Origin of the sequence: Rahnella woolbedingensis, from assembly GCF_003602095.1 — a bacterium.
Taxonomy (GTDB): domain Bacteria; phylum Pseudomonadota; class Gammaproteobacteria; order Enterobacterales; family Enterobacteriaceae; genus Rahnella; species Rahnella woolbedingensis.
On record NZ_RAHH01000033.1, the window covers coordinates 1 to 18,150 of the forward strand.

The window sequence follows — 18,150 nt, forward strand, 5'->3', positions numbered from 1 at the left end:
ATGCAAGGGAAGTGAGAGAAAAAAGGTCGAAATATCCTTTAAAAAACAATGCTGGTCACCTTAAGTGACCAGCATTAACCTGCGGGTCGCTTTTTTTATGCCTGAAATCTGATGCCGGGGTTTAGGGTTTCTTCCAGAGGTTCCCTACCAGTGAAAACCCGCATGCCTGCATAAACGCCGCAGTCACCGCGTCGTCATCAGCTTTCATCGTCCAGCTTTTCACCTGCGGCAATTGCGCCTGCAAATCCTCCATCAGATACAACCCGACACCGCGACGGCGCGTCACTTCGCGCACCAGCAGATCACTCATTTCAGCCTGATTGCCGCTGAGCGTAATTTTCACTGCGCCGAGAATGCGTTCGTTAAACACCGCGGCAAACAGCGCACAGTCATTTTGCAGGCTGGCTTGCCAATCACTTTCGGTTTGCTCCGGCCAGATTTTTGCCAGGTCGATGAGATCCTGCGCGCTGAGTGACGTCAGTTTTTGGATAGTTAATTTCATGATGCGGAAGGTCAGAAAAAGGAAGCGTTTAGTGTAGCGGAATCCACTAAAAATCGGGCGTAACTTTTTTTGTACAGTAACAGGTCGAAAAGTTTTTTGGCGATCTCTGCATAAGCGATAAATGTTGGCTTTAATCAATAAAGCCAGTGTTAACGACTGATTGTTTAATTCGGGGCCGCCTTTTCACCCAAATAAAATTCTGTTTACACCTCATATTTCTGATTGCGCTATTTGATTTGCAGAAGAAAATTCCTGTTTAATGATATGAATTATAAAGTCTTATTCGAAAATAAGACGAAATAAGCCAGTAACTCATTATTACTTATACCAAATTTTATAAGTGACGATGTTTTGAACAGGCAAAAAAAGAGCAAACCACAACACACATCAAACGGGGTAATCGGATGAAAGTAACTAAGGGTAAGATCTGGCTGGCAGGTTGTATTGCATTAGCAATGAGTCAGGCGGCATTCGCAAAAGACATCAAAGTCGCCATTGTTGGTGCTATGTCAGGTCCGGTCGCCCAGTACGGTGACATGGAATTTACGGGTGCAAAACAAGCCATCGCTGACATCAACGCCAAAGGCGGCGTGAAAGGTGACAAACTGGTTGGTGTGGAATATGACGATGCCTGTGACCCGAAACAAGCGGTCGCGGTAGCGAACAAAGTGATTAACGACGGTATCCGTTACGTCATCGGCCACCTGTGTTCTTCTTCTACTCAGCCTGCTTCCGATATCTATGAAGACGAAGGCGTGCTGATGATTACGCCAGCGGCGACCAATGCAGACCTGACCACCCGTGGTTATAAAATGGTGATGCGCACCACCGGTCTGGATTCCGACCAGGGCCCGACCGCTGCAAAATACATCCTCGACACTATCAAACCAAAACGCATCGCCGTTGTGCATGACAAACAACAGTACGGCGAAGGTCTGGCCCGTTCAGTTCAGGACGCACTGAAAAAAGGCGGCGGCAACGTTGTTCTGTTTGAAGGCGTCACCGCAGGCGATAAAGACTTCTCTACGCTGGTTGCGCGTCTGAAGAAAGACAACGTCGATTTCGTTTACTTCGGTGGTTACTACCCGGAAATGGGCCAGATCCTGCGTCAGTCAAAACAAGCCGGTCTGAACGCGAAGTTCATGGGGCCGGAAGGCGTGGGCAACTCCTCACTGTCTAACATTGCCGGTGATGCTTCAGAAGGCATGTTTGTGACGTTGCCAAAACGTTATGACCAGGTTCCGGCCAACCAGCCCATCGTTGATGCACTGAAAGCCAAAAAACTCGATCCAACCGGTCCGTTCGTCTGGACAACTTATGCGGCATTGCAGGCGCTGACTACCGGTATGGAACGCAGCGGCAGCATGGAGCCGGCTGACATTGCTAAAAATCTGAAATCAGCTTCCGTGGATACCGTAATGGGCCCGCTGAGCTGGGATGAGAAAGGTGACCTGAAAGGATTCGAATTCGGTATTTTCGAGTGGCATAAAGACGGCACGTCTACCCCTATCAAATAAAACCGCACCAAAGTGGTTCTCCGCTCCCTCCCCTGCGAAGGGGAGGGCTGGGGTGGGGTATTAATGGCAACTGAGTTGTTTGCAAAACCCCCTCCCAACCTCCCCCTTCGCAGGGGGAGGAGTAGCACAAGTTATCAAACCCTTGATTAATAAGGATAGGGTATGTCAGAGCAGTTCCTCTATTTCATTCAGCAGATGTTCAACGGCGTGACGTTGGGCAGTACTTATGCGCTGATCGCCATTGGTTACACCATGGTTTACGGCATTATCGGCATGATCAACTTCGCCCACGGCGAGGTGTATATGATCGGCAGTTATGTCTCTTTTATCGTAATCGCCGCTTTGATGATGATGGGTATCGACGCCAGCTGGTTGCTGATCGGTGCCGGTTTTATCGCCGCGATTGTGATTTCCAGTGCTTATGGCTGGAGTATTGAACGCGTGGCGTATAAGCCGGTGCGTAACTCCAAGCGTCTGATTGCACTGATTTCTGCCATCGGGATGTCAATTTTTCTCCAAAACTACGTCAGCCTGACTCAGGGCTCACGTGACCTTGCTTTACCCAGTCTGGTGACTGGCCAGTGGAAACTGGGGGAGGCGAATGGTTTCGCCGCGACGATCAGCACCATGCAACTGATTATCTGGATAGTCACGTTTGTCGCCATGCTGGCGCTGACGCTGTTTATCCGTTATTCGCGTATGGGACGTGCCTGCCGTGCCTGCGCAGAAGATCTCAAAATGGCCAGCCTGCTGGGGATCAGCACTGACCGCGTGATCTCGCTGACCTTCGTGATTGGCGCATTAATGGCTGCCGTCGCGGGCGTTCTGCTCGGTCAGTTCTATGGCGTCATCAACCCGTACATCGGCTTTATGGCCGGGATGAAAGCCTTCACCGCTGCGGTTCTCGGCGGTATCGGCAGCATTCCGGGCGCGATGATCGGCGGCCTGATTTTAGGCGTGGCCGAAGCGCTGACCTCGGCGTATCTGAGCACTGAATACAAAGACGTGGTCTCCTTCGCACTGCTGATTGTGGTGTTGCTGGTGCTGCCGACCGGTATTCTCGGACGTCCGGAGGTTGAGAAAGTATGAAGCGCCTGAATCTGTTAAATGCGCTGGTCTCCGCTTTCGTTCTGCTGGTGCTGGCCTCGTTCATCATGGGGCTGCAGCTGGGCCTCGATGGCACCAAACTGGTGGTTCACGGCGCCGGTGAAGTACGCTGGATGTGGATCGCCATTGGTTGCGCCATCGTCTTCGTGTTCCAGTTGTTTCGCCCGATGGTCAGCAGCGGCCTGAAAAAAGTCTCCGGCCCGGGCTGGGTTTTGCCGAGCTTTGATGGTTCGACGCCGAAACAAAAACTGCTGGCGCTGGTGCTGATTATCGCGGCTATCGCCTGGCCGTTTATCGTCTCGCGCGGCACGGTGGATATCGCCACGCTGACACTCATCTACATCATGCTCGGTCTCGGCCTGAACGTGGTGGTCGGGCTTTCCGGTCTGCTTGTACTGGGTTATGGCGGTTTTTATGCCATCGGTGCCTACACTTACGCGTTGCTGAACCACTATTACGGCATCGGTTTCTGGGAAGCGTTACCGCTGGCGGGTCTGGTCTCTGCGGCGTTTGGTTTCCTGCTCGGATTCCCGGTTCTGCGGCTACGGGGTGACTATCTGGCGATCGTCACACTCGGTTTCGGTGAAATCGTTCGTATCCTGCTGCTCAACAATACCGAACTGACCGGCGGGCCAAACGGCATCAGCCAGATCCCAAAACCGACGCTGTTCGGGCTGGAGTTCAGCCGCACGCCACGCGACGGTGGCTGGGATACGTTCAGTAATTTTTTCCATGTTGCGTATGATCCGAGCGACCGCATCATCTTTCTGTATATGGTGGCGCTTCTGCTGGTGATCGCGACACTGTTCATCATCAACCGTCTGCTGCGTATGCCGTTAGGGCGTGCGTGGGAAGCGCTGCGTGAAGATGAAATTGCCTGCCGGTCGCTCGGGCTGAATCCGACCCGCATCAAACTGACCGCGTTTACCATCAGTGCCGCGTTTGCCGGTTTCGCCGGTACGCTGTTCGCCGCGCGTCAGGGCTTCGTCAGCCCGGAATCCTTCACCTTTGCGGAATCCGCTTTCGTGCTGGCTATCGTGGTGCTTGGCGGAATGGGCTCGCAGTTTGCAGTGATTCTGGCGGCAATTTTGCTGGTGGTTTCCCGCGAGCTGATGCGTGACCTGAATGAATACAGCATGTTACTGCTTGGCGCATTAATGGTGCTGATGATGATCTGGCGTCCGCAGGGCTTGCTGCCGATGAAACGTGTCCATCTCAAACTGAAGCTTTCGAAGAAACAAATCGCAGATCAGGGGGAACAGGCATGAGTACGCAACCTCTGTTAGCGGTTGAAGGGCTGATGATGCGTTTTGGCGGCCTGCTGGCGGTCAACAACGTCGCGCTGAATCTCAACCAGGGCGAAATTGTCTCGCTGATCGGCCCGAACGGCGCCGGTAAAACCACGGTGTTTAACTGCCTGACCGGTTTCTACAAACCGAGCGGCGGCACCATTAAACTGCGCGACCAGCATCTTGAAGGCTTGCCGGGGCAGAAAATTGCCCGCATGGGCGTGGTGCGTACTTTCCAGCACGTGCGACTGTTCCGCGAAATGACCGTGATCGAAAACCTGCTGGTCGCCCAGCATCAGCACCTGAAAAGCGGTGTGCTGGCAGGTCTGTTCAAAACGCCGGGATTTCGTCGCGCCGAAGACGATGCGCTCGACCGCGCCGCCGACTGGCTGGAACGTGTCGGGTTGCTCGAGCTGGCAAACCGTCAGGCAGGTAATCTGGCCTACGGTCAGCAACGTCGTCTGGAAATTGTCCGCTGCATGGTGACGCGTCCGGAAATCCTGATGCTCGATGAACCGGCAGCCGGTCTGAACCCGCGCGAAACCGAAGAGCTGAACCAGCTGATTGCCGAACTGCGTAACCAGCACAACGTGTCGGTGCTGCTGATTGAGCATGATATGAAACTGGTGATGGGCATTTCTGACCGTATCTACGTGGTGAATCAGGGCACGCCGCTGGCGCAGGGCACACCGGCTGAAATTCGCAATAATCCTGACGTGATCCGTGCCTATCTGGGCGAAAGTTAATGGGTGAAGGGACAGAACAAGATGTTGTCATTTAATCAGGTATCCGCCCATTACGGCAAAATTCAGGCGCTGCATGAAGTCAGTCTGAGCATCAATAAAGGGGAAATCGTCACGCTGATCGGCGCGAACGGCGCGGGTAAAACCACGCTGCTCGGCAGTTTATGTGGCGAACCCCGTGCAACCAACGGTTCGATCATTTTCGAAGGGCAGGACATCACGCAGTGGCAGACCGCCAAAATCATGCGCGGCGATATTGCGATTGTGCCGGAAGGCCGCCGCGTGTTTTCGCGTATGACCGTTGAAGAGAATCTGGCGATGGGCGGTTTCTTTGCCACGCGCGATCAGTTCCATGCCCGTCTGGAGCGCGTGTTTACGCTGTTCCCGCGCCTGAAAGAGCGCCGTATTCAGCGTTCGGGCACCATGTCCGGCGGCGAGCAACAGATGCTGGCAATCGGCCGTGCGCTGATGAGCCAGCCGCGTTTGCTGCTCCTTGATGAGCCGTCGCTGGGACTGGCGCCGATCATCATCCAGCAGATTTTCGACACCATCCAGCAGCTGCGCGAAGAGGGAATGACCATCTTCCTGGTGGAGCAAAACGCCAATCAGGCGCTGAAACTCGCCGACCGCGGATATGTGCTGGAGAACGGTCATGTGGTGCTGGAAGACACCGGCGCGGCATTGCTGGCCAACGAAGCGGTACGTGCGGCCTATCTCGGCGCATAAATTGAATTCGATTTTTGAAAATCTGTGATAAATCTATAAAACCGCACGGCAAGCGCTTTGCGGTTTTTATTTTGTCTATAAATTAACATCTCTCACATTCGTATAACTTTGCACATCATCAGGAACATGTCATGAACACAGAAGGTTTACTCGCCGCCCGTATGGTCAGGCTAAAAAGTTCGGCCATCCGGGAATTGCTGAAACACAGCAAAATGGAAGGCGTTATCTCACTGGCGGGTGGTATTCCTTCTTCAGCGCTTTTTGATTTCGAGGGCCTGCGTGAAGCCACACAGCTGGCGATCACCGAACAGGCGGAAAATGCCTTTCAGTATGGCCTGACCGAAGGCAGTTATACGCTGCGTGAGCGTATTGCTGAACTTTGTCATGAACGTGGCGTAGTGGCGAGCCCGGACGATATTGTGGTTACCGCCGGGTCCCAGCAGGCGCTGGATCTGGTGATGCGCGCCGTGGTGAATCCGGATGACGTATTTGTGGTCGAGCGCCCGACCTATCTGGCGGCATTACAGACGCTGGAACTGGCCGAGGCCAAACTGCTGTCTGTCGGTTCTGACGGCGACGGCATGATTGTTGATGAGCTGGCTGAACTGCTGAAAACGCAGAAAATCAAAGGCGTGTATTTGGTGCCAACATTCGGTAACCCGAGCGGCGTAACCCTGAGCCGTGCCCGTCGTGAGCAGCTGGTGAAACTGGCGTCACAGCATGAGTTCCTGATTGTAGAAGATGACCCGTATGGCGAACTGCGTTTCACCGACGAACGCCAGCCGACACTGTTCGAATTGTCCAAATCGCTGTTCGGTCATGCCGACAACATTATCTACACCTCGACGTTCTCCAAAATTCTGGCACCGGGCCTGCGTCTGGGCTGGGTGATTATGCCTGACTGGTTGTTGCATAAAGTCGCCATCATCAAACAGGCCGCTGATCTGCACGCCAGCGCGCTGTCGCAGACTATCGCGGAATATTATCTCGGTCTGGGCCGTCTGCCGAAGCAGATCGAAACCATCCGTGCCGCGTATAAAAAGAAATGCCAGATCATGGCCGAATTGCTGGAACGTGAACTGGGTGATGTGCTGACGTTTGAATATCCGAAAGGCGGCATGTTCCTGTGGGCGCGTTTCCGTGAGCCGCGTAACTGCGCTGAGTGGATGAAAAAGACCATGGAGCAGGGCGTAGTGTTTGTGCCTGGCGAATTCTTCTATGCTGATAATCCGGATCACTCCACTTTCCGTCTGTCATTTGCGACCGCCACCGAAGAGCAAATGCACGAGGCGGTTGCCCGCCTGAAACGCGCACTGTAATTCCCGTTATTCTTTTCTCTGAGGCGCATTGTTCACCCGATGCGCCTTATTTTTTGCCATCTGTTTGTCATCTTCGCTTAACTTCTCCGTAACTTAATTGTCATTTTCCCGTGTCATGTTACCTCCCGAATAAAAACGTTTCTCAACATCGATTATTTCGCTGCCCTTGCAGCACACCAGCAGAATTCAGGAGACAGGCATGTTCATCAACCTCAAAAAAACGGTCATCGGCACCGCGCTGACGCTGGCTTTCAGCGCCAATGCTTTCGCTGTGACAGAAATTCCTTTCTGGCACTCTATGGACGGCGAATTAGGCAAAGAAGTGAATTCGCTGGCCGACCGTTTTAACCAGACACACCCTGATGTCAAAATCGTGCCTGTCTACAAAGGCAAATACGACGAGAGCCTGGCTGCGGGTATCGCGGCATACCGTACCGGTAATGCTCCGGCTATTTTGCAGGTTTACGAAGTGGGCACCGCGACCATGATGGCCAGCAAAGCCATCAAGCCGGTCTATGAAGTGTTCAGCGATGCAGGCATTAAAGAAGACGTTTCTCAGTTCGTGCCGACCGTTTCCGGTTATTACTCCGATTCCAAAGGCCGTCTGCTGTCCCAGCCTTTCAACAGCTCCACGCCGGTGCTGTATTACAACAAAGACGCATTTAAGAAAGCCGGCCTGAACCCGGATCAGCCACCAAAAACCTGGCAGGACATGGCCGCGTACACCGAAAAATTGCGTGAAGCGGGCATGAAATGTGGTTACGCCAGCGGCTGGCAGGGCTGGATCCAGATTGAGAACTTCAGCGCCTGGCACGGCCTGCCGATCGCCACCAAAAATAACGGTTTCGATGGCACGGATGCGGTTCTGGAATTCAACAAACCAGAACAAATCAAACATATCCAGATGCTGGAAGACATGAGCAAGAAGGGTGATTTCACCTATTTTGGTCGTAAGGATGAATCCACCGCCAAGTTCTACAATGGCGATTGTGCGATGACTACCGCCTCTTCTGGTTCACTGGCTGATATCCGTCAGTATTCCAAATTCAACTACGGCGTAGGCATGATGCCTTATGACGCAGACATCAAAGGCGCGCCACAAAACGCCATTATCGGCGGTGCAAGCCTGTGGGTGATGAACGGTAAAGACAAAGACACCTACAAAGGCGTTGCCGAATTCCTGCAATTCCTGACCACGCCGGAAATCGCCGCCGAATGGCATCAGAAAACCGGTTATCTGCCGGTGACGACTGCGGCGTATGAGCTGACCAAAAAAGAAGGCTTCTACGACAAGAATCCGGGTTCTGACGTCGCCACCCGCCAGATGCTGAACAAGCCACCATTACCGTTCACCAAAGGCCTGCGTCTGGGCAACATGCCGCAGATCCGTACCATCGTCGATGAAGAACTGGAAAGCGTGTGGAGCGGCAAGAAAACCGCCAAAGAAGCACTGGATACCGCAGTACAGCGCGGGAATCTCCTGCTTCGCCGCTTCGAAGCTTCTACTAAGTAATTCAGTTTTGCTTCCTTTCCTGCGAAGGAGAGGGCTGGGGTGGGGTATTAATGGCAACTCCGTAGTCGTCTTTAAAACTCCCTCCCAACCTCCCCCTTCGCAGGGGGAGGAGTCAAACCCGTCATCGCATCAATGAGTAAACCATCATGAGTTCACACCGCCCCGGTTTTGGTTGCAGCTGGTTGCCCTATGCGCTGGTGCTGCCGCAGTTGCTGATCACCGCGATATTCTTCCTGTGGCCTGCGGGTCAGGCGCTGTGGTATTCGGTGCAGACGCTCGATCCGTTCGGGCTATCCAGTACCTTCGCCGGTATGACTAACTTCACGCAGCTGTTTCAGGACTCGTACTATCTCGACTCTTTCTACACCACGCTGAAATTCAGCTTTATGGTGGCGTTTATCGGACTGGCGGTTTCGCTGTTTTTCGCGGCGCTGGTCGATCACGTGGTACGCGGCAGCCGGATTTATCAGACGCTGATGATCTTGCCTTACGCCGTTGCCCCTGCGGTTGCCGCCGTCTTGTGGATGTTTCTGTTCAGTCCCGGTCTCGGCCTGATCACCCATTTTCTGGGCTCGATAGGCTACAACTGGAACCACGCGCAAAACAGCGGTCAGGCGATGTTCCTGGTGGTGCTGGCATCGGTCTGGAAGCAGGTCAGCTACAACTTTCTGTTCTTCCTGGCGGCGTTGCAGTCGATCCCTAAATCTCTGGTGGAAGCGGCGGCTATCGACGGCGCAGGCCCGGTGCGGCGCTTCTTCAATCTGGTATTGCCCCTTATTTCGCCGGTGAGCTTCTTCCTGCTGGTAGTCAATCTGGTGTACGCCTTCTTCGATACCTTCCCGGTGATTGATGCCGCGACAGCGGGTGGCCCGGTACAGGCGACCACCACGCTGATTTATAAAGTGTATCGCGAAGGTTTCTCCGGTCTGGACTTGTCCAGCTCTGCCGCGCAGTCCGTCATTCTGATGGTGTTGGTTTGCGGCCTGACGTTCATTCAGTTCCGCTTTGTCGAGCGTAAGGTGCGTTACCAATGATTGAGAACCGCAGAGGGCTGGATATCTTCAGCCACATCATGCTGCTGCTCGGCGTGCTGGTGATTTTATTCCCGCTGTACGTCGCGTTTGTGGCGGCGTCGCTGGATAACAAACAGATTTTCGATGTGCCGATGACGCTGATCCCGGGCACGCATTTGTGGGAAAACATCACCACTATCTGGACGCAGGGTGCAGGTAACAGCAGTCCGGCATTCGGACGGATGCTGATCAACAGCTTCATTATGGCGATGGTCATCACCGTCGGTAAGATTTCCGTCTCGATGCTTTCGGCGTTCGCGATTGTCTATTTTCGTTTTCCGCTGCGTAACCTGTTCTTCTGGCTGATTTTCATGACGCTGATGCTGCCGGTGGAAGTGCGTATTTTCCCGACCGTTCAGGTCATTGCCAATCTGCATATGCTCGACAGCTACACCGGCCTGACGCTGCCGCTGATGGCCTCGGCGACCGCCACTTTCCTGTTCCGTCAGTTCTTTATGACCTTGCCGGATGAACTGCTGGAAGCCGCGCGTATCGACGGCGCGGGCGCGATGCGCTTTTTCTGGGACATCGTTCTGCCGCTGTCGAAAACCAATCTCGCGGCGCTGTTCGTCATCACCTTTATCTATGGCTGGAACCAGTACCTGTGGCCGATTTTGATCACCAGCGATGCCTCAATGGGCACGGCGGTGGCGGGGATTAAAAGCATGATCTCCTCCGGTGACGGCTCGACCCAATGGAATCAGGTGATGGCGGCCATGATCCTGACCTTATTGCCACCGCTGGCGGTGGTGCTCCTGATGCAGCGCTGGTTTGTGCGCGGCCTGGTAGACAGTGAGAAGTAACTGAAATGGCAAATTTGAAATTACAGGCAGTGACCAAATCCTACGACGGCAAAAACCAGATTATTCAGAGCATTGATCTGGACGTCGCCGATGGCGAATTTATTGTGATGGTCGGGCCTTCCGGCTGCGGCAAATCGACCCTGCTGCGCATGGTCGCCGGTCTGGAGCGCACCACTTCCGGCGATATCTACATTAACGACCAGCGTGTGACCGAGCTGGAACCCAAAGATCGCGGCATCGCGATGGTGTTCCAGAACTACGCGCTGTACCCGCACATGAGCGTGTACGACAACATGGCGTATGGCCTGAAAATCCGCGGCTTCGGCAAAGCGCAGATCAATGACCGCGTCGAAGAAGCGGCGCGTATTCTCGAACTCGGCCCGTTACTCAAACGTAAGCCGCGTGAGCTTTCCGGCGGTCAGCGTCAGCGCGTGGCGATGGGGCGCGCTATCGTTCGTGAACCGGCGGTGTTCCTGTTCGATGAACCGCTTTCCAACCTCGACGCCAAACTGCGCGTGCAGATGCGTCTTGAGCTGCAACAGCTGCACCGCCGTCTGCGTACGACCAGCCTGTACGTTACGCACGATCAGGTGGAAGCCATGACACTGGCGGAACGCGTGATCGTGATGAACAAAGGTATCGCCGAGCAGATAGGCACGCCGTCGGAAGTCTACCGCCGTCCGGCCAGCCTGTTTGTCGCCAGCTTTATCGGGTCTCCGGCCATGAACCTGTTACCCGGACAACTGACCACAGACGGCACATCGCTGGTGATGGAAGGCGGGTTTGAACTGCCGCTGCCGGTTGCGCGTCCGGAATGGGGTGGTCGCGAACTGACGGTCGGTATCCGCCCTGAACATATTCATCTGACCGATGACACTCAAAACGGTATTCCGATGGTGCTGAATACGCTGGAACTGCTGGGCGCGGATAATCTGGCGCATGGCAAACTGGCGGGCAGCGGCGTCGTGGTGCGTTTATCGCATGAAGTGTTCCCGACAGCCGGTTCGCTGTTGCGCTTGGTTTTCCCGGCGAAAGCGTTACACTTTTTCGATACTCACACCGGATTACGGATGGAATGAACATGAAAGCCTGGCCTTACCCTCGCATTGTGGCGCACCGTGGTGGCGGCGCACTGGCTCCGGAAAACACGCTGGCGGCCATCGATATGGGCGCGAAATACGGTCATATCATGATCGAATTTGATGCCAAACTGGCGCAGGGCGGGGAAATTTTCCTGTTGCATGACGACACACTGAACCGCACCAGCAACGGCTGGGGCGTGGCAGGTGAACTGCCGTGGGATAAGCTCGAACAGCTCGACGCCGGTAACTGGTACAGCGCCGCGTTTAAAGGCGAAAAATTGCCGTTGCTGGCGCAGGTCGCCGAACGCTGCTCGCGTCATCACATGATGGTGAATATCGAGATCAAACCGACCACCGGTCTGAATGAAAAAACCGGTACCGATGTGGCGCTGGCGGCGCGTGAATTGTGGAAAGATCAGGCTGTTCCGCCGCTGCTTTCCTCGTTCGAATTCGACGCGCTGGTTGCCGCGAAAAAAGCTGCACCGGAACTGCCGCGTGGCTTACTGATCGACGAATGGCATGAGGACTGGAAAGCGCTGACTGATGAGCTGGAATGCGTTTCCCTGCACCTCAATCATAAATTGCTCAACGAAGAACGTGTGCGGGCGATTAAAGACGCCGGTCTGCATATTCTGGTGTACACGGTGAATAACCCGGCGCGTGCCCGCGAATTGCTGGACTGGGGCGTGGACTGTATCTGTACCGATAAGATTGATGTGATCGGGCCGGATTTTACCTAGAACGTGGTGCTAAAAGTACAGATCAGGCGCAGTGACTACCGCGCCTGAATGATTAACTAAGGCGTCTGATTCAGCTTCTGTCCCAGCGTCTGATTATTCTGCTGGATCTGCAAACGTTGCTGATTGCTCTGAATCTGCGATTTCAGTTTCAGCTGCTGTTGCTGCTGACTGTTACGCATATCCTGCTCCTGCTGACGTTTCTGCATCTGCTGGTTAGTTTGCTGTTGCTGCTGCATCCGCTGTTGCGAAGGATTGGTCAGCAGCGGGTCGTTCGGATTCGGTACCTTTTCGACGGCACTGGCGGTCTGAACGGCAAACAGCAACGGCAGCGCGGCGAGCATCCCATATAAATATTTCATCAGTTCATCCTCCGTTTCCAGTCATACGTTAAGTGTATGCCATCGCAGCCGTGAACGTGTCCTTTGAGCGCACGTTTCCCTCAAAGCGTGGCACGGCTCTCGTTTGCTCTATAATTAAACAGATGTAAACCACCTTCATGCTTCGCGGTTTCCTTCATTCCGTTACAATTATCCATCTTTAACATTTTAGGGCTCAACTGCCGTGCCTTTACTCATAATCACCACCATTTTGTGGGCCTTTTCTTTCAGCCTGATTGGCGTCTATCTGGCCGGACAGGTCGACAGCGTGTTTTCCGTTCTGGTCCGTCTCGGGCTGGCGGCGCTGATTTTCCTGCCGTTCCTGCGTTGGAAAGGCCATCAGCTCACCACCATTTTGCTGTATATGGCGGTGGGCGCGATGCAGCTTGGCATCATGTATCTCATCAGCTTCGAAGCGTATTTGTACCTTTCGGTGCCGGAATTCCTGCTGTTTACGGTGATGACGCCGCTGTACGTCACGCTGATTTATGATCTGATCAGTGGCCGCAAGATCCGCATCGGGTATGCGCTGAGCGCGCTGCTGGCAGTGGCGGGCGCGGCGATTATCCGTTACGACCACATCAGCGAACATTTCATCATTGGCTTATTACTGGTGCAGGCGGCGAATATCTGTTTTGCCATCGGACAGGTGGGCTATAAACGTCTGATGGAAACCCGTCCGATGCCGCAGCATACGGCCTTTTCCTGGTTCTATCTGGGGGCGTTACTGTGTGCGGTGGTGGCGTGGTTCCTGTGGGGCAATCCGCAAAAACTGCCAACCACTGACCTGCAATGGGGCATTCTGGTATGGCTGGGGATCGGCGCTTCAGGTCTGGGATATTTTATGTGGAACTACGGCGCGACGCAGGTCGATGCGGGTACGCTTGGGATTATGAACAACTTTCACGTCCCGGCCGGGCTGCTGGTTAACCTGGCGATCTGGCAACAGCAGCCGTACTGGCCGAGCTTTATCGTCGGCGCCGCCGTGATTATGTCCTCACTGTGGGTGCACCGACGTTGGGTCGTGCCGCGTCGCGAACAAACGGCAGATGATCGCACGCGTGCTGCCGCGCCGAACGAATAAATGCTTCGGTGACCGGCTGACGCTGTTCGCCGTCACGAACGGCGGCGTACAGGCGGCTCCATAAGCCATCGCCCAGGGTTTTGGTGACGACCAGACCCTGGCGCTCAAAACTCTCCACCACCCAGTGTGGTAACGCCGCAATACCCATTCTCGCTGACACCATCTGAATCAATAACAACGTGTTATCGACGCTTTTCAGCGCCGGGCTGACGCCTGCCGGTTGCAGGAAATGCCGCCAGATATCCAGACGCTGACGCTGCACAGGATAAATCATCAGGGTTTCCGTGCTGAGGTCTTCCGGCGTAATCACCGTTTTGTCGGCCAGCGGATGATCCGGTGCGAGTACCAGACGTACCTCAAAATCAAACATCGGGGAATAATGCAGGCCGCTGCGCGGCAGAATGTCGGAGGTTAACACGATATCCAGCTCGCCCTGTTGCAGCGCAGGCTGCGGGTCAAAAGTCACGCCGGATTTGAAATCCATCAATACCTGTGGCCAGTTCTGATGGAAGCTATCCAGTGCAGGCGTCAGCCACTGAATACAGCTGTGACATTCAATCGCGATACGCAGCGAAGCCTGATGCGGCTCATTACAGGCCTGCAACGCCTGCTGGATTTGCGGCAGCACCTGTTCGGCCAGATTCAGCATGATTTCGCCCTGCGGCGTGAACCGTAAAGGCTGGCTTTTTCGCACGAACAACCTGAAACCGAGCCGTTGCTCCAGGTCGCTGAACTGGTGCGACAGAGCTGATTGGGTTTGATGAAGCTGCGAGGCGGCTGCGGCCAGTGACCCGGTGTTACGCAGTGCTTGCAACGTTCGCAGGTGTTTCAGTTCGATCATGAGAGTCCTTCACTGTGTCATGAATAATTTGCGCTTGTGGAATATACACTACCTGCGGATTATGGATGTGTAAACATCTGGATGGCTAAACAGGAATTAAAAAGATGACGATACTGAATCACACTCTGGGTTTTCCACGCGTTGGTCTGCGTCGTGAACTTAAAAAAGCACAAGAAAGCTACTGGGCAGGCAATTCCACTCAGGAAGAACTGCTGGCAACCGGACGCGAACTCCGCGCCCGTCACTGGAAGCAACAATCTGAAGCCGGCGTGGATCTGGTGCCGGTGGGCGATTTCGCCTGGTACGATCACGTACTGACCACCAGCCTGTTGCTGGGTAACGTGCCTGCACGTCATCAGAATGCTGACGGCTCTGTGGATCTCGATACTTTATTCCGCCTTGGCCGTGGCCGTGCACCGACAGGTAAACCGGCAGCGGCGGCTGAAATGACCAAATGGTTCAACACCAACTATCACTACATGGTGCCGGAGTTTGTGAAAGGGCAGAAATTCAAACTGACCTGGACGCAGCTGCTGGAAGAAGTGGACGAAGCGCTGGCGCTCGGCCACAAAGTGAAACCTGTTCTGCTGGGCCCGCTGACCTATCTGTGGCTCGGCAAAGTAAAAGGCGAGCAGTTTGACCGCCTTTCCCTGCTCAACGATATTCTGCCGGTGTATCAGCAAATTCTGGCTGAACTGGCAAAACGCGATATCGAATGGGTGCAGATTGATGAACCGGCTCTGGTGCTGGAGTTGCCGCAGGATTGGCTGAATGCCTATAAACCGGCGTACACCGCGTTGCAACAGAACAAAACCAAACTGCTGCTGACCACCTATTTCGACAGCGTCGGGCATAACCTCGACACCATCCGCCAGTTACCGGTACAGGGGCTGCACATTGACGCCGTCGCCGGTCGTGACGACCTGCAAACCGTCATCAACGCCCTGCCAAAAGACTGGTTGATTTCTCTGGGCGTGATCAACGGTCGTAACGTCTGGCGTGCGGACCTGAGCACCTGGTTTGACCGTCTGAAGCCACTGGTGGCGGGACGCAATGTCTGGATTGGCAGCTCCTGTTCACTGCTGCATAGCCCGATCGATTTAAGCGTTGAAAGCCGCCTCGATGAAGAAGTCAAATGCTGGTTCGCCTTTGCGCTGCAAAAATGTGCCGAGCTGTCATTACTGACTTGTGCCCTGAATAACCCGACAGAAGAAGCTCAGCAGAAACTGGCACAATACAGCGCACCCATCCGCGCCCGCCGTGAGTCTACCCGCGTGAATAATGCCGCTGTAGGTAAGCGTGTTGCCGCGATTACCGGCGCGGATATCGAGCGTCCGCACGTTTACACCGAACGTGCCAAAGCGCAGCGCGCCCGTTTCAATCTGCCAGCCTGGCCGACGACTACCATTGGTTCCTTCCCGCAAACCACTGAAATCCGTGGCCTGCGTCTGGACTTCAAACAAGGCCGTCTGGACAACACTAAATACCGCACAGGTATCAGCGAGCATATTAAACAGGCCATCAAAGAGCAGGAACGTCTGGATATCGACGTGCTGGTGCATGGCGAAGCTGAACGTAACGACATGGTCGAATATTTCGGTGAGCATCTGGACGGTTTTGTTTTCACGCAAAATGGCTGGGTGCAGAGTTACGGTTCACGTTGCGTGAAACCTCCGGTGATTATCGGCGACGTCAGCCGTCCGCAAGCTATTACCGTTGAGTGGGCGAAGTACGCGCAGTCTCTGACCGAGAAACCGGTGAAAGGCATGCTGACCGGGCCGATTACCATTCTCTGCTGGTCATTCCCGCGTGAAGATGTCAGCCGTGAAATCATCGCCAAACAAATCGCCCTGGCGCTGCGTGATGAAGTGGAAGATCTGGAAAAAGCCGGTATCGGCATCATCCAGATTGACGAACCGGCACTGCGCGAAGGCCTGCCACTGCGTCAGTCCGAGTGGAATGCGTATCTGCGCTGGGCGGTGGATGCGTTCAAACTGAATGCCGCGATTGCCCGCGATGACACGCAGATCCACACCCACATGTGTTACTGCGAATTCAACGACATCATGGATTCGATTGCCGCGCTGGATGCCGACGTCATCACTATCGAAACTTCACGCTCTGATATGGACTTGCTGGAATCGTTCAAAGACTTCGAGTATCCGAATGAAATCGGGCCGGGCGTTTACGACATTCACTCACCGAATGTGCCAAGTGTGGAATGGATTGAAGATTTGCTGCGTAAAGCCGCGGATCGTATCCCGGCAGAACGCCTGTGGGTGAACCCGGACTGCGGCCTGAAAACCCGCGGCTGGCCGGAAACCCGCGAGTCGCTGGAAAACATGGTGAAAGCCGCCAAGCGCCTGCGAGCTGAGAAAGCCTGAAACAAAGCATCGTTGTGTTGTTGCTGAACCATTTGGGGCACTCTGGTGCCCCTTTTTTATAGCACTCATTCGCACTTTGTTACGTCTCTTTCAGCCCGCGCCATACGCTGGCTGTGGCGCTGTCTGCGTGCCGAACCTGGCCGGATTTCCACGCACAGCATAGTTCTCCGCTAGGCTTAATACAGGCTTCACTATCTTTTAACCCATCAGACAGGGAGAGAATATGAATCGGTTTACAGACAAAGTGGTGGTAGTGACTGGCGCAGGTTCCGGCATGGGTGCGGCGTCCGCACGGCGTTTTTCTTCAGAAGGGGCGATTGTGGTACTGGTTGGCCGGACGAAGGAAAAGCTGGAGAAAGTCGCGAAAACGCTGAGCAGTACGCAGTATTACATCCATCTGGCGGATGTTTCTTGTGCCGCGGATGTGGAGCGTATGGCGCAAGTGATTGAAGATAAATTCGGTCGTGTCGACGTGCTGGTGAACGGCGCGGGTGTGGTAGTTCAGGGCAACGTGACAGAGGCCAGCCTCGACGACTGGCAGAAAATCATTGGTATCGATCTCAGTGGCGTTTTCTACTGCACGCGGTTCTTTATGCCCGCGCTGATTAAAAGCAAAGGCAATATCGTCAATATTTCGTCGGTGTCCGGTATCGGCGGCGACTGGGGAATGAGTTTTTATAATGCCGCGAAAGGCGGTGTGACCAACTTCACCCGCTCGATTGCGATGGATCACGGCAAAGACGGCGTGCGCGTCAACGCCGTATGTCCGTCGCTGACCTTCACGGATATGGCGGCTGGCATTAAAGACAACAAGCCGTTACTGGCGAAATTTGCCGAACGTATTCCGCTGGGGCGGGGCGCAGAGCCGGAAGAAATTGCCGATGTCATTGCGTTTCTCGCCAGTGATGATGCCCGTTTCGTGACGGGGGTGAATCTGCCGGTCGATGGTGGTCTTTCTGCCTCTAACGGGCAGCCTTCACTGGTGTAGTTGCAGATGAATCCGCGATAAAATTCGCACTTCCGGCCCGCCACTTCACTGGCGGGCCATTT

The 18,150-nt window shown here is 54.4% G+C and carries 17 protein-coding genes; 14 read left to right on the top strand and 3 right to left on the bottom strand.

What is annotated here, in order from left to right; all coding sequences use genetic code 11:
* Nucleotides 1–121: 121 nt before the first annotated feature.
* Nucleotides 122–502: an aspartate 1-decarboxylase autocleavage activator PanM gene (panM, locus tag D6C13_RS21610; RefSeq protein WP_120134700.1), complete on the bottom strand. Its 381-nt coding sequence runs from the start codon at nt 500–502 to the stop codon at nt 122–124.
* A 404-nt stretch (nt 503–906) separates the two neighbouring features.
* Here panM and D6C13_RS21615 point away from each other — a divergent pair, with 404 nt between their 5' ends.
* The 11 genes from D6C13_RS21615 (at nt 907) to ugpQ (ending at nt 12,414) form a co-directional block, all read left to right on the top strand.
* Nucleotides 907–2,019, top strand: coding sequence for a branched-chain amino acid ABC transporter substrate-binding protein (locus D6C13_RS21615; RefSeq protein ID WP_120134702.1), 1,113 nt, complete (start codon nt 907–909; stop codon nt 2,017–2,019).
* A 162-nt stretch (nt 2,020–2,181) separates the two neighbouring features.
* The gene (gene livH / locus D6C13_RS21620; protein ID WP_095924234.1) at nt 2,182–3,108 is read left to right on the top strand and encodes a high-affinity branched-chain amino acid ABC transporter permease LivH; all 927 of its coding nucleotides are present in this window, start codon (nt 2,182–2,184) and stop codon (nt 3,106–3,108) included.
* Nucleotides 3,105–4,394 (top strand): high-affinity branched-chain amino acid ABC transporter permease LivM, encoded by a 1,290-nt coding sequence (locus D6C13_RS21625; protein ID WP_120134704.1) that lies wholly within the window; start codon nt 3,105–3,107, stop codon nt 4,392–4,394. Before livH ends, D6C13_RS21625 begins: the two co-directional genes overlap by 4 nt.
* Nucleotides 4,391–5,161 carry a high-affinity branched-chain amino acid ABC transporter ATP-binding protein LivG gene (gene livG, locus D6C13_RS21630; RefSeq protein WP_120134706.1) on the top strand — a complete coding sequence of 257 codons (771 nt, stop codon included), beginning with the start codon at nt 4,391–4,393 and terminating at the stop codon, nt 5,159–5,161. The genes D6C13_RS21625 and livG overlap by 4 nt, the downstream gene beginning before the upstream one ends.
* 21 nt (nt 5,162–5,182) lie before the next feature.
* The gene (livF, locus tag D6C13_RS21635) at nt 5,183–5,884 is read left to right on the top strand and encodes a high-affinity branched-chain amino acid ABC transporter ATP-binding protein LivF (protein WP_120134708.1); all 702 of its coding nucleotides are present in this window, start codon (nt 5,183–5,185) and stop codon (nt 5,882–5,884) included.
* A 131-nt stretch (nt 5,885–6,015) separates the two neighbouring features.
* Nucleotides 6,016–7,203, top strand: a complete 1,188-nt coding sequence (locus D6C13_RS21640; protein ID WP_120134710.1) for an aminotransferase-like domain-containing protein — start codon at nt 6,016–6,018, stop codon at nt 7,201–7,203.
* A gap of 199 nt (nt 7,204–7,402) precedes the next feature.
* Nucleotides 7,403–8,716 carry a sn-glycerol-3-phosphate ABC transporter substrate-binding protein UgpB gene (gene ugpB / locus D6C13_RS21645; protein ID WP_120134712.1) on the top strand — a complete coding sequence of 438 codons (1,314 nt, stop codon included), beginning with the start codon at nt 7,403–7,405 and terminating at the stop codon, nt 8,714–8,716.
* Nucleotides 8,717–8,862: 146 nt separating this feature from the next.
* On the top strand, nt 8,863–9,750 hold the full coding sequence (ugpA, locus tag D6C13_RS21650) for a sn-glycerol-3-phosphate ABC transporter permease UgpA (protein ID WP_120134714.1): 888 nt from the start codon (nt 8,863–8,865) through the stop codon (nt 9,748–9,750).
* Nucleotides 9,747–10,592, top strand: a complete 846-nt coding sequence (ugpE, locus tag D6C13_RS21655; protein WP_120134716.1) for a sn-glycerol-3-phosphate ABC transporter permease UgpE — start codon at nt 9,747–9,749, stop codon at nt 10,590–10,592. The genes ugpA and ugpE overlap by 4 nt, the downstream gene beginning before the upstream one ends.
* Before the next feature lie 5 nt (nt 10,593–10,597).
* A complete protein-coding gene (locus D6C13_RS21660; RefSeq protein ID WP_120134718.1) occupies nt 10,598–11,671 on the top strand; it encodes a sn-glycerol-3-phosphate import ATP-binding protein UgpC in 1,074 nt (357 codons plus the stop codon).
* 2 nt (nt 11,672–11,673) lie between these two features.
* Nucleotides 11,674–12,414, top strand: coding sequence for a glycerophosphodiester phosphodiesterase (ugpQ, locus tag D6C13_RS21665; protein WP_120134720.1), 741 nt, complete (start codon nt 11,674–11,676; stop codon nt 12,412–12,414).
* A gap of 56 nt (nt 12,415–12,470) precedes the next feature.
* Here ugpQ and D6C13_RS21670 read toward each other — a convergent pair whose 3' ends face one another.
* The gene (locus D6C13_RS21670; RefSeq protein WP_120134722.1) at nt 12,471–12,773 is read right to left on the bottom strand and encodes a DUF2756 domain-containing protein; all 303 of its coding nucleotides are present in this window, start codon (nt 12,771–12,773) and stop codon (nt 12,471–12,473) included.
* 202 nt (nt 12,774–12,975) lie between these two features.
* On the opposite strand from D6C13_RS21670, the gene D6C13_RS21675 reads away from it, so the two are divergent.
* On the top strand, nt 12,976–13,875 hold the full coding sequence (locus D6C13_RS21675) for a carboxylate/amino acid/amine transporter (RefSeq protein WP_120134724.1): 900 nt from the start codon (nt 12,976–12,978) through the stop codon (nt 13,873–13,875).
* Here the strand turns inward: D6C13_RS21675 and metR are convergent.
* The gene (gene metR / locus D6C13_RS21680; protein WP_120134725.1) at nt 13,781–14,716 is read right to left on the bottom strand and encodes an HTH-type transcriptional regulator MetR; all 936 of its coding nucleotides are present in this window, start codon (nt 14,714–14,716) and stop codon (nt 13,781–13,783) included. The two genes, D6C13_RS21675 and metR, sit on opposite strands and share 95 nt — an antisense overlap.
* Nucleotides 14,717–14,820: 104 nt before the next feature.
* Between metR and metE the strand changes: the two genes are divergently transcribed.
* Entirely contained in the window at nt 14,821–17,100 is a 2,280-nt protein-coding gene (gene metE / locus D6C13_RS21685; protein ID WP_120134726.1) for a 5-methyltetrahydropteroyltriglutamate--homocysteine S-methyltransferase, read from the top strand.
* A gap of 223 nt (nt 17,101–17,323) precedes the next feature.
* On the top strand, nt 17,324–18,088 hold the full coding sequence (gene budC, locus D6C13_RS21690; protein ID WP_120134727.1) for a meso-2,3-butanediol dehydrogenase: 765 nt from the start codon (nt 17,324–17,326) through the stop codon (nt 18,086–18,088).
* The last annotated feature ends 62 nt before the right edge of the window (nt 18,089–18,150 follow it).